Genomic DNA, 12,030 nt, shown 5'->3' with positions numbered 1-12,030 from the left:
ACAATAAATAAAAAAATAAAAATAATAATAAAAATAAAAATAGTAGTAGAAAATAAAGTTAATAAAATTAATAATATAATTAATAAAAAAATCATCATCATCAAATTAAATAATAAGTTAAGATAGGGGGTAATTCAATGATAATAAAAGAGATGATTCCAATAGTGGAAAGATTGGAGAGGGAAGGATATATAAAAGATAAAAAGGTAGCTGAGGCTCTTTTAAAAGTTCCAAGAGATAAGTTTGTTCCAGAGGAGCTCAGGGATTATGCATATATTGATACACCATTAAGTATCGGTTATGGTCAAACAATTTCGGCTATTCACATGGTGGCTATGATGTGCGGAGCTCTTGATTTAAAAGAAGGTCATAGGGTTCTTGAAGTTGGAACAGGTTCTGGTTATCATGCCGCAGTTGTAGCCGAGATTGTTGGAAAAAATGGACAGGTAATTACAATAGAGAGAATTCCAAAACTGGCTGAAAGGGCTGAAAATGTATTGAGGGAGTTAGGATATGATAATGTGATAGTAATTTGTGGGGATGGGACATTGGGATATGAACCTCTTGCACCCTATGATAGAATATACATAACAGCAGCAGGTCCAGACATTCCAAAACCATTAATTGAACAGCTAAAAGATGGGGGAAAATTAGTAGCTCCTGTTGGGCAGTACTTTCAAAATTTGATTTTATTGGAAAAAAAAGGTAATAAACTAATAAAAAAGAATTTAGGCGAAGTAGCATTTGTTCCATTAATTGGAAAGGAAGGATAGTATATTGAATAAGATTAACGGTAATTATAAAATAATACCATAATAAATAAAATTAAATATAAACTAAGGAACAATATTTAATTCGATAATGTTAAATATAAAAAAATAATTAAAATGAATGTAAAAATTTATGTTAAATTATATTAAAAATTAATTATATTAGATATATTATTAAATAGTATTAAGAAATAAAAAATAAAAGAGGCATATTATGAAAAAAGTTGGAACAGACATTTTAAAAAGAGGATTTGCAAAAATGGTAAAACATGGCGTTGTGATGGATGTTACAAATGTTGAACAGGCTCAGATTGCTGAGGAAGCAGGAGCTACTGCGGTAATGGCTTTGGAAAGAGTCCCAGCAGATATAAGAGCTCAGGGTGGAGTGGCAAGAATGTCAGACCCTGAAATGATATTGGAAATAAAGGATGCTGTATCAATTCCTGTAATGGCTAAGGCAAGAATAGGTCATTTTGTTGAAGCACAGGTTTTAGAGGCAATCGGCGTTGATATGATTGATGAGAGTGAGGTATTAACTCCTGCTGATGATGTAAATCATATCGATAAAAAAGCATTTAAAGTTCCATTTGTATGCGGTGCAAGAAATCTTGGAGAGGCTTTAAGGAGAATAGATGAAGGAGCTGCAATGATAAGGACAAAAGGGGAAGCAGGAACAGGAAATGTTGTTGAAGCTGTAAAACACATGAGAGCTGTAAATGAAGGTATTGCAAGAGTTGTTGGATATTATGAAATGGGACTTGATAGGGAGCTCGTCCAAATGGCAAGAAATGAATTGAAAGTTCCATTAGATTTGGTATATGAAGTGGCAAAATTAAAAAGATTACCCGTGGTTAATTTCGCAGCAGGAGGTATTGCAACACCAGCAGATGCTGCATTGATGATGCAAATGGGATGTGACGGTGTATTTGTAGGTTCAGGCATTTTCAAATCAGGAAATCCAGCAGAGAGAGCAAAAGCTATTGTTGAAGCAACATACAACTATGATAAACCTGATGTAGTGGCAGAAGTAAGTAAAAACCTTGGAGAGGCAATGGTTGGAATTAACATTGAAGACATTCCTGAGAAGGAGCTCCTTGCAAAAAGAGGGGATTAAATTTAATTTATATATTTTATTTTTATAAGATTTATTAATTAATTTAAATTATTGAAATCAAAAGGTTTATATAGTAGAATATCATTATTCAGTTTGCAAACAAAATGCCTCGGTGGCTCAGCCTGGTAGAGCGCCTGACTTGTAATCAGGTGGTCGGGGGTTCGAATCCCCCCCGGGGCTTGATGTTTAGAATGCTTATGTTTAATAGGGCCTGTGGGGTAGCCTGGTCCATCCTTTGGGATTTGGGATCCTGAGACCCCAGTTCGAATCTGGGCAGGCCCACCACTTATTAATTAATAACTATCCGGCGGTAGTTCAGCGTGGTAGAACGGCGGACTGTAGATCCGCATGTCGCTGGTTCAAATCCGGCCCGCCGGACTTTACGCATGGGCCCGTAGCTTAGTCTGGTAGAGCGCCTGGCTTTTAACCAGGCGGTCGAGGGTTCGAATCCCTTCGGGCCCGCTTTAAGCTTTAATTGGCATTTTTTGGCATGACGGTCATAGCGGAGGTGCCACATCCGATCCCGTTCCGATCTCGGAAATTAAGCCCTCCAGCGATATCCTAAGTACTGCCTTTCGGTGGGAACAGGATGACGCTGTCAGCCTTTTTTATATATTTAATACATTTGCCCTGGTGGTGTAGCTCGGCCTATCATACAGGACTGTCACTCCTGTGACTCGGGTTCAAATCCCGGCCAGGGCGTTTAATAATATATTATCAATAAAATACAATAATGGGAGTTTAAGAATTTTGGGCCCGTAGCTTAGTCTGGTAGAGCGCCTGGCTTTTAACCAGGCGGTCGAGGGTTCGAATCCCTTCGGGCCCGCTTTAAGCTTTAATTGGCATTTTTTGGCATGACGGTCATAGCGGAGGTGCCACATCCGATCCCGTTCCGATCTCGGAAATTAAGCCCTCCAGCGATATCCTAAGTACTGCCTTTCGGTGGGAACAGGATGACGCTGTCAGCCTTTTTTTATATATTTAATACATTTGCCCTGGTGGTGTAGCTCGGCCTATCATACAGGACTGTCACTCCTGTGACTCGGGTTCAAATCCCGGCCAGGGCGTTTTGTTTTATAAATATTAATTTATATATTTAAATATATTTAAATTAAATTTAAATTCTATTAATAATATATATTAAGAAAGGAAAAATTAAGTAATAAAATAAATGATGGGCAAATATGGTAATAAATAAGGGAAATTTATTAAAAAAGATTTTTAAAAATGTATTTAAAAAAAATGAATTTCAAGAACTTAAAAAAACAGAACATCCGATATTAGATAACTGTATAGCTTGTAGCTTGTGTGTCAAGGTATGTCCAACAAATGCTATAAAAATATTTAAATTTAGAAATATAATATGTTCTCATTGCGGGGCTTGTATGAATGTCTGCCCAAACAATGCTATTTTATTGGATAGATTTACAATTGATAAGGATAAATGCACAAAATGTGGATACTGTGCATTGGTATGTTCCATACCCATTATAAAAAATGAAATTCCAATGCCTAACACCCCCGTTATCACAAATGAATGCAATAATTGTGGTTTATGTATTACAAAATGTCCTAATAAAGCTATCTACTTTGAGAATGATGAAAAAGGAAACTGCAAGATTTCAATAAATCCTGAAAAATGTGAAAATTGCTCAATTTGTATAGATTTTTGTCCGATGCATGCAATGTTATCCCCAGCTGATTATGTAAAATCCTGTATAATTAAAGTTGATATAGATTCCTGTATATTTTGCAAAGAATGTGAGGAAATATGTCCAATGAAAAAATAAACGAGGCTAAAAAGGATTTCAAATATTTGATAAATAGAGGCTATAAAAAGGATTATGCTCTAAATGTTGTTTGTAATCATTATAAAATCCCAAAAAGAGACAGGTTAAAAATTATTAGGACTATACATACCGATGAGGAAATAAAAACTGTAAAAAGTAAATTAATAGATATTGAGAAATTATCAAATGGGGAAATAAATATTGATGGCTATAATGTATTAATTGGAATTGAAGCATTTCTAAAAAATAAGATTGTTTTATGTGATGATGGGATATATAGAGATTTTATGGGGATTTATGGAAACTATAAAATTAATACATATACCGAAAAAGCTATAAATTTACTTTTTAAACTATTTAAATATTACAACATAAAACCAATATTTTATTTTGATGCCCAAGTATCAAAAAGTGGTGAGCTCTCCAAAAAAATAAGAACCTTGATGGAAAAATACAATATAGATGGTGAAGTTTTCTGTGTAAAAAATTGTGATTATATTTTGATGAATAAAGAAATAGTGGCAACATCCGATAGCATAATTATAAAAAATAAAAAAGTTAAATATGTAGTTGATTTAGTAAGGGAGATAAAAGATAAATTTTTAGTATTAAATGAATAAAGTTAATAATATTAATATAATAATATTAAAAATAACAATTATAAGAATAAATATGAAAAAATTAAAAACAAAAAACATAGAATAATAATAAAAAAATAATATAAGATAATATATAGGGTGATTATATGATAACAGTTTCAATAATTGGAGGAACAGGATATACAGGGAGCGAGTTATTGCGGATACTTTCAAATCATCCAGAGGTTGAAATAAAATATATTACTTCACGAAAAATGGATGGAGTGAAAATAACAAAACTACATCCAAATTTAAAAGGCATTAAAAACCTTGACAATACAACATTTAAAAATATCTTTCCTGCTGATATTGATTCCGACTTTGTATTTTGTGCAACACCACATGGTGCTTCAATGCATATAGTGCCTGAATTATATGAAAAAGGCATGAAGATTATTGATTTAAGTGGGGATTACAGATTTGAAGATATTAGCACATATGAAGAATGGTATAACCTAAAACATACGGGAAAACTTGATGCAGTATATGGATTACCTGAGCTCCACAGAGAAGATATTAAAAAAACAAAACTTGTGGCAAATCCTGGGTGCTTCCCAACTGGTGCAATTTTGGCATTGGCACCACTTGTAAAGGAGGATTTAATAGAAGATAGAATAATTGTTGATTCAAAAACTGGTGTTAGTGGTGCAGGGGTTAATCCATCAGAAACTACTCATTTTCCAAATGTAAATGAGAATATAAAACCCTATAAACTTACAACACATAGACACAGCCCAGAGATAGAAAAAGAACTGGAAAAATTAACCAACAAAAACATAAAATTATCATTTACGCCACATCTTGCACCAATTACTAGGGGAATATTGACAACTACTCATACCTTTTTAAAAGAAAATGTTAAGAGGGCTGAGGTAATTGATATTTATAAAAAATTCTACAAAAATGAACCATTTGTAAGAATATTTGATGAAGGAGCTCCTACATTGACGGGGGTTAGGGGTTCAAATTTCTGTGATATTGGAGGATTTGAAGTGGATAAATATGGAAGACTTGTTATGGTTTCTGCAATAGATAACCTTGTAAAGGGGGCTAGTGGTCAGGCAATCCAAAATATGAATTTAATGGCTGGATTTAATGAAACCGAGGCATTGTTATATGGTGGATTAAAACCATGATATAATTAATTTTATTTAGTTATTTTATTATTTATCAATTATTTTAATTTTATTAATTATTCCATTTATTTTATAGATTTTTAATTTATATTTATTCGTATATTTAGTATTTAGAAAGATAAGGATGATAAAATGATAATGCACCCTAGACCATCACCAATAGCCGCATCAATGTATCAGCTAAGGGATATTGGGGTTGATGCTATAATTATGCATGGACCAAGTGGTTGCTGTTTTAGAACCGCAAGACTTTTAGAATTGGATGGAGTTAGAGTTTTCACAACTGCCATGGATGAGAATGATTTTATATTCGGAGCTCAGGAAAAATTAAGTAATACAATAGCTGATGTAATAGATTATTTAAAGAAAAACAAATCCGAGAAAAATAAATATCTCATAGGTATTGTTGGGACCTGTGTAAGTATGATAATTGGTGAGGATTTGTATGCACCAGTTGATGATTATAATGACAATAGGGATGTAGTGATTATTCCAGTTGAAGTCCATAGTGGAATGAACGATAATACTATTGGAGCCATTAAAACCATGGAAAGTTGTTTAAATTTGGGAATAATTGATGAAAAAGAATTTAATAGGCAAAAAGAAATGCTTATAAAAGCCACAGAAGTTGAAAAAACCAGAGGCATGGCTAAAAGTAAATATATAAAACCAACCTATGAAGATGATTTAGACGAGGTAATAAATTTAATAACTGAATATATAAATAAATATAATAATATTAATAATAGTAGCAATAATATTAATAACAATAATAATAACAACAGTAATAATAATTTAAAAATCGCCTGTGTTTTAAATGCTAAAAAGGAGACTGCATATTTATTTGCTCATCCACTTGTTGAGATTAATAAAATAATTAATAAAATAAAAAATAATATTGATAAAAATAAAAAGAACATAAATATCGAAAATATTGATATAATAAATATAGTCAATTTGGATAAAAATATAGGATTTAAAAAGGTTAGAAAAGATGCAGAAAATATATTAAATGAATATTCAAAAAATAATATAAATATAGATTATATTACTGGTGGATTAGATGAATACCCAATTACTGGAAAAAGGGCTGTAAATATATTAAAGGAAATTAACCCAGATATTGTAATAGTTTCAGGAGTTCCCCATGCACTGCCTATTGAAGAGTTAAAGGAAATAAATAAAGATGTAATAACTATTGGGATAAGCGATGGTCCAAGGTTATATTATCCGATAAAAGAGATTTACGATTATGCCATTATTGAATTGGATGCTCATGCAAAAGTTTTAGGTAAAAGAGCTATTGTAAAATCAAGATTTGGTGAAGTTCTAAATTATGCTCTAAATAAATAATTAAAAAATTATTAAATTAATTAAATTAAAGTATAAAGATAAATAAAATAAATAAAGCAATAATAAAAAAATAATAGTATAAAGTAATAATAAAATAATTAAAAATAATAAAACGATAAATATAACCATTGGTGAAAATATGGAAAAGCCATGGGTGGAGAAATACCGTCCAAAAACATTGGATGAAATTACTGGACATGATGAAATCATAAAACGACTTAAAAGTTATGTAAAAAAGAAATCCATGCCTCATATGTTATTTAGCGGTCCTCCTGGTGTTGGTAAATGCTTAACTGGAGATACAAAAGTAATTGTAAATAATAAAATTGAGAATTTAGGAGATATTGTAGAAAAAATTAGTAATGGAAGATTTGGAGCTACCCTTGTAAGTAATCCAAAAGATTTAAATGTTTTAGGTATTGATGAGGATGGGAATATTAAAAGATTCAATGTGCAGTATGTTTATAAGGATAAAACCAATAAGATAATAAAAATAAAAACTAAATATGGAAGAGAGTTAAAAATAACAACATATCATCCACTGTTAGTAAATAAAAAAGATGGAACTATAAAATGGGAGAAAGCCGAGAATCTGAAAATTGGAGATAAATTGGCTACTTCAAGGTATATATCACTTGATGATAATAATTCAGATAATTTAATCAATGAACATAAGTATAAATATGAAAACATGATGTTAGAGTGGCTTGGTTATTTTATAGGCAATAGCTATGCTGGTATGAGTAGTAATGATGGCATAACCAATGATAACATAATTATATTTATAAACAACAATTACACGCTTAGAAAGAGATTTGCAGAGCTCACCCAAAAATTATTTGATGATGCAGAAATAAAAGAAAGAATTCACAAAGACAACACACCATCCGTCTATGTAAATTCAAAAAAAGCAATTAATATAATTACTGATTTTAGGGGAAAAAAATCTCAAATAAAAATACCTAATTATGTGATGAATAGCTTATCCTTAAAATACTTTATTAAGGCATATTTTGATTGTAATGCAATTATAAAAGATGATTCTATTGTATTATATACTGCAAGCAAAAATATGGCTGAGGATTTATGCTATGCACTTGCAAAATATGAAATAATATCAAAATTAAAAACAGAACATGATAAAAAACATGATAAGGATTATTATTGTGTTATAATATCTGATTCATCTAATATTGGAAAATTTTTAGAAGAAATTGGATTCTATGATAAAGATAAATATAATAGAGCAAAAACATTATTAAAAAACGAAAACCCAAACCTTGATGTAATTGCAGTTGATAAATCAAAAATAAGATATATTGCAGATAGATTAAGAATACAACTTGATAATGACTATAAAAAAATATTGGGGTATGCTGAGACTAAAAAAACAAGTTTTGAGATATCCAAAAAAGTTTATTATAAATTGGAGGAGTTAAAAACTATTAAAAAGTTAATTGATAAATCCATATTAATTGATTGGGATGAAGTTGAAAAAAGAAAAAAACATATCTCAGAAAAGACAGGAATACAAAGCGATATAATTTTAGAGTATATCAACGGTAAAAGAAAACCAAGTTTAAAGGACTATCTTAAAATTGCTAAATGTCTTAATATAAATATTGAAGATACCATTGAGGCAATGAGATATTTTGCTAAACATTATGTTGGTTATGCGGAGCTCAGTATGGGCACATGGAATTCAAGTATCCAATCCTATCTTGAAGAAAAAACTTATGATAATATTGATATAACTAAATTGGAAGAGATAAGAGCTGTTGAACTTAAAATACTAAATGAGACACTAAATGATGAAAAATTAATGGATGCCATAGCTTATGTGTTATTCTTAACAACAAATAATCTATATTGGGATGAAATCACAGATGTAAAAACATCGGAAGGGGATTTTACAATATATGATTTACATGTGCCGAAATATCATAACTTCATAGGGGGAAATTTACCAACAGTATTGCACAATACAACTGCGGCGTTATGTCTTGCAAGGGATTTGTATGGTGAAAATTGGAGAGACAATTTTTTGGAGTTAAACAGCTCAGATGAAAGAGGTATTGATGTAATAAGAACAAAAGTAAAAGATTTTGCACGAACAAAACCTATTGGAGATGCACCATTTAAAATAATATTTTTAGATGAAAGCGATGCACTTACAAGCGATGCTCAGAATGCATTAAGGAGAACTATGGAGAAATACTCGGATATATGTAGATTTATCTTGAGTTGCAACTATCCAAGCCGTATTATTCCTCCGATACAATCAAGATGTGCCATATTTAGATTTTCGCCATTAAAACGAGAAGATATTATAAAAAAAATTAAAGAAATTGCAGAAAATGAGGGAATTACTATTGATGAAAGTGGTATCGATGCTATAATCTATGTATCAGAGGGGGATTTGAGAAAAGCCATAAATGTATTACAAACCGCTGCAACCGTTTCAAAAAATATCAACGACGAAATCATTTATAAGGTATCATCGAAGGCACGACCTGATGAGATTATAAAAATGTTAGAGCTCGCACTAAACAATAAATTCATTGAGGCAAGGGAGCTCCTATATAATTTGATGATAGATTGGGGAATGAGTGGTGAAGATATATTATTGCAGATGTTTAGGGAAATCCCTAATTTAGACATTGAAGAAAGAAAAAAGGTATCCCTTGTTGAAGCAATTGGGGAATGTGATTTTAGGATTGTTGAAGGAGCAAATGAGAGGATACAGCTTAGTGCATTGCTTGCTAAAATTGGAATGATGAAAGGCGATTAGATATTAAATATTTTATATTTTCTTTAGATGTATTTATTATATATTATACATTCTGTTTTTATAATTTAATATTTTTTATTATGCCTTATTATATCTACCTTAACTATAATTAACTATATATATCAAATTAAATATTTTATTAATGAAAAATATATAACTAATTGGAGGAGTAAAATTGCCGGGACTGAGAAGAATAGTGTTGGATGTTCTAAAAACACATGAGCCCAAATTAACGGATTTAGCTGTAAAATTATGTGCATTAGATTATGTGGATGGAGTAAATATTACAGTTTATGAAATCGATAAATCCACAGAGAATATTAAAATTACCATAGAAGGAATGGATTTACAATATGAGCCTATAAAAGATATAATTGAATCAATGAATGGAGTAATCCATAGTATAGATGAAGTAGCCGCAGGAAAAAGAATAATTGAAGAGGTAAGAACTCCACAGGATAGAGTGAAATATTAATATAAGTATTATGTTTAAATATTGAGTATTAAGTATTGCACTACATATTCTTATTTATTAATGGATTATTTATTACTATTAAAACCTTATTTTTTACAATTTATCTTTTTCTTTTTTATGTTTTTAATTTTATTTAAATTTAAAGAGGATAGTATGATAACTAAACCCGTAGATATTAACCACATATTTGATGAAGAAGGTATTGAACTGATTAAAGAATTAGGATGGTATGGTTCTGTATTTATTCAGTATCACAATGAATACGATAATGAAAAACTAAAATGTGCTAAGGAATATGGCGAGAAATATGGATTAAAAATATATTCTGGGATAAAAATATCATCAAAATCATCAAAAGAAATGCTAAAAACTGTTAAAAAATATAGGGATAAAGTTGATATGGTTCTTGTAGAAGGAGGCATTATAAAAATTAGTAGAAAGGCATTAGAAATGCACGATGTTGATATATTATCCACACCCGAGTTAAATCGAAGGGATAATGGTATTGACCATATTCTTGCGAGGTTAGGAAGTACCCACAGGGTAGCAATTGAATTAAATTTTAAGAGTTTATTGGAAAAGAAATACTATGAGAGAGCTCGGATTATATGGGCATTTAGAAGAAATTTGTCTCTTGCAAAAAAGTATAATACCCCTGTTGTGATTTCAAGTAGTGCAAAGGATATATACGATATAAAATCACCAAATGATTTAAAAAGTTTTTTAAACACCATTACAATGGATGCCAATTATTCAAAAGCCATAATGGAAATGTCTTATAAAATTGCAGAATATAGAACATATTTAAGAAGTAGTAATGTAGTAAGGTATGGCGTTGAAATAGTTGAGGATAGTAATAAGGAGTTAAAATAATAGATTAATATAAAAATATAAAAATATAACTAACATGAGGCAAGTAATAAAAAGTGATAAAATGTTCAAAGGTAAAAAATGTGAAATATGCGGAGCTCCTGCTACAACTTATCTTTTTGGTAGGTTTTTATGTGGTAGTGCTAAATGTGCTGAGAAGGCAAGATTATTAAGAGGAGGTCCCGCAGGACATAAATTAAGAGTAATTTCAGTTGGAAGTAAAAATCCCGTTAAAGTTAAAGCTGTTGAAATGGCAATGGAAAAATCGATAGGAAGCACCCTTGTGGTAGAGGTCGATGCAAATAGTGGAGTATCCAAACAGCCAATAGGATTTGATGAAACAACAGAAGGGGCAAAAAACAGGGCAAAATATGCATTTGAAGCTAAATCTTCATTATATGGAGTTGGTATAGAGGCAGGTCTTGTTGAAATCGGCAGAAAATATTTGGATGTTCATGTCTGTGCCATTTATGATGGGTTGGATTATACCATTGGAACTTCTCAGGGATTTCAAGTGCCTACTGAGCTCGTAAAAGAAATGAAACATGGGGAGGAATGTGGGGTTGTAGCAGAAAAAATATATAATATAAAAGATATAGGAAAAAAAGAGGGGATAATAGGATACTTAACCAATGGAGGCATTAACAGACTAAATTTGTGTGAAAGTGCGGTTTTAATGGCAATGGTTCCGCGATTGGTAAGTAATAAAGATATAAAATTTTAAATTAAAATAATAAAAATATAAAATAATAAAAGAATAATAAGAAAATAAAGTAATAATTAACAAGAAAAATTTTTAATATAATTTATAATAATTAGAAATAACTACATAATTATCTACATAAATATAATAAAAATTATTTAAATATCATTAGTATCTTTTATATATAATTCAAGATGATAGTAATTTAATATTTAAAGTGATATTATGAAAGTGAATCATGAAAAATGTGGATACTGTGGAGCTTGTGTAGGAGTATGTAAGGAGCTCGCAATAGAATTGGTAGAAAACATGATTGTTATAGATAACAAAAAATGCAATAATTGTAAATTGTGTATGATAGTATGTCCCTTAAATGCATTGGAGGAGTAA

The 12,030-nt window shown here is 30.5% G+C and carries 11 protein-coding genes, 7 tRNA genes and 2 rRNA genes; all 20 read left to right on the top strand.

Features of this window, described 5'->3' with window-relative positions; all coding sequences use genetic code 11:
• The first annotated feature begins 137 nt into the window (after window positions 1-137).
• The 20 genes from METOK_RS02980 to METOK_RS02885 all read left to right on the top strand — a co-directional run bounded on the left by METOK_RS02980 (window position 138) and on the right by METOK_RS02885 (window position 12,030).
• A complete protein-coding gene (locus METOK_RS02980; RefSeq protein ID WP_013866751.1) occupies window positions 138-773 on the top strand; it encodes a protein-L-isoaspartate O-methyltransferase in 636 nt (211 codons plus the stop codon).
• A 211-nt stretch (window positions 774-984) separates the two neighbouring features.
• Window positions 985-1,884: a pyridoxal 5'-phosphate synthase lyase subunit PdxS gene (gene pdxS / locus METOK_RS02975; protein ID WP_013866750.1), complete on the top strand. Its 900-nt coding sequence runs from the start codon at window positions 985-987 to the stop codon at window positions 1,882-1,884.
• Window positions 1,885-1,990: 106 nt separating this feature from the next.
• Window positions 1,991-2,064, top strand: a tRNA-Thr gene (locus tag METOK_RS02970).
• A gap of 27 nt (window positions 2,065-2,091) precedes the next feature.
• A tRNA-Pro gene (locus tag METOK_RS02965) sits at window positions 2,092-2,169 on the top strand.
• 19 nt (window positions 2,170-2,188) lie between these two features.
• A tRNA-Tyr gene (locus METOK_RS02960) sits at window positions 2,189-2,262 on the top strand.
• Window positions 2,263-2,272: 10 nt separating this feature from the next.
• A tRNA-Lys gene (locus METOK_RS02955) sits at window positions 2,273-2,346 on the top strand.
• Between the two features lie 27 nt (window positions 2,347-2,373).
• Window positions 2,374-2,488 (top strand): 5S ribosomal RNA (gene rrf / locus METOK_RS02950).
• A 23-nt stretch (window positions 2,489-2,511) separates the two neighbouring features.
• A tRNA-Asp gene (locus METOK_RS02945) sits at window positions 2,512-2,586 on the top strand.
• Between the two features lie 50 nt (window positions 2,587-2,636).
• Window positions 2,637-2,710, top strand: a tRNA-Lys gene (locus METOK_RS02940).
• Window positions 2,711-2,737: 27 nt separating this feature from the next.
• Window positions 2,738-2,852: ribosomal RNA gene (gene rrf, locus METOK_RS02935) — 5S ribosomal RNA — on the top strand.
• A gap of 24 nt (window positions 2,853-2,876) precedes the next feature.
• A tRNA-Asp gene (locus tag METOK_RS02930) sits at window positions 2,877-2,951 on the top strand.
• A 117-nt stretch (window positions 2,952-3,068) separates the two neighbouring features.
• Window positions 3,069-3,674, top strand: coding sequence for a 4Fe-4S binding protein (locus METOK_RS02925; protein WP_013866749.1), 606 nt, complete (start codon window positions 3,069-3,071; stop codon window positions 3,672-3,674).
• On the top strand, window positions 3,656-4,294 hold the full coding sequence (locus tag METOK_RS02920; protein WP_013866748.1) for a DUF434 domain-containing protein: 639 nt from the start codon (window positions 3,656-3,658) through the stop codon (window positions 4,292-4,294). Before METOK_RS02925 ends, METOK_RS02920 begins: the two co-directional genes overlap by 19 nt.
• A gap of 125 nt (window positions 4,295-4,419) precedes the next feature.
• Window positions 4,420-5,448, top strand: coding sequence for an N-acetyl-gamma-glutamyl-phosphate reductase (gene argC, locus METOK_RS02915; RefSeq protein ID WP_013866747.1), 1,029 nt, complete (start codon window positions 4,420-4,422; stop codon window positions 5,446-5,448).
• 132 nt (window positions 5,449-5,580) lie between these two features.
• On the top strand, window positions 5,581-6,801 hold the full coding sequence (gene cfbD, locus METOK_RS02910) for a Ni-sirohydrochlorin a,c-diamide reductive cyclase catalytic subunit (RefSeq protein ID WP_013866746.1): 1,221 nt from the start codon (window positions 5,581-5,583) through the stop codon (window positions 6,799-6,801).
• A 139-nt stretch (window positions 6,802-6,940) separates the two neighbouring features.
• Complete coding sequence (locus tag METOK_RS02905; protein ID WP_013866745.1) at window positions 6,941-9,592, top strand: replication factor C small subunit; 2,652 nt, start codon at window positions 6,941-6,943, stop codon at window positions 9,590-9,592.
• A 175-nt stretch (window positions 9,593-9,767) separates the two neighbouring features.
• On the top strand, window positions 9,768-10,067 hold the full coding sequence (locus METOK_RS02900) for a DUF211 domain-containing protein (protein WP_013866744.1): 300 nt from the start codon (window positions 9,768-9,770) through the stop codon (window positions 10,065-10,067).
• A gap of 153 nt (window positions 10,068-10,220) precedes the next feature.
• A complete protein-coding gene (gene rnp3, locus METOK_RS02895; RefSeq protein ID WP_013866743.1) occupies window positions 10,221-10,940 on the top strand; it encodes a ribonuclease P protein component 3 in 720 nt (239 codons plus the stop codon).
• Window positions 10,941-11,001: 61 nt separating this feature from the next.
• Complete coding sequence (yjjX, locus tag METOK_RS02890; protein WP_048057855.1) at window positions 11,002-11,661, top strand: inosine/xanthosine triphosphatase; 660 nt, start codon at window positions 11,002-11,004, stop codon at window positions 11,659-11,661.
• Between the two features lie 204 nt (window positions 11,662-11,865).
• A complete protein-coding gene (locus METOK_RS02885; RefSeq protein WP_013866741.1) occupies window positions 11,866-12,030 on the top strand; it encodes a 4Fe-4S binding protein in 165 nt (54 codons plus the stop codon).

Source organism: Methanothermococcus okinawensis IH1 (assembly GCF_000179575.2).
GTDB classification, from domain to species: Archaea; AGJL01; Methanococci; order Methanococcales; family Methanococcaceae; genus Methanofervidicoccus; species Methanofervidicoccus okinawensis.
Note: the sequence above shows the minus strand (reverse complement) of the source record. Positions and strands in the feature narration are given on the sequence as shown.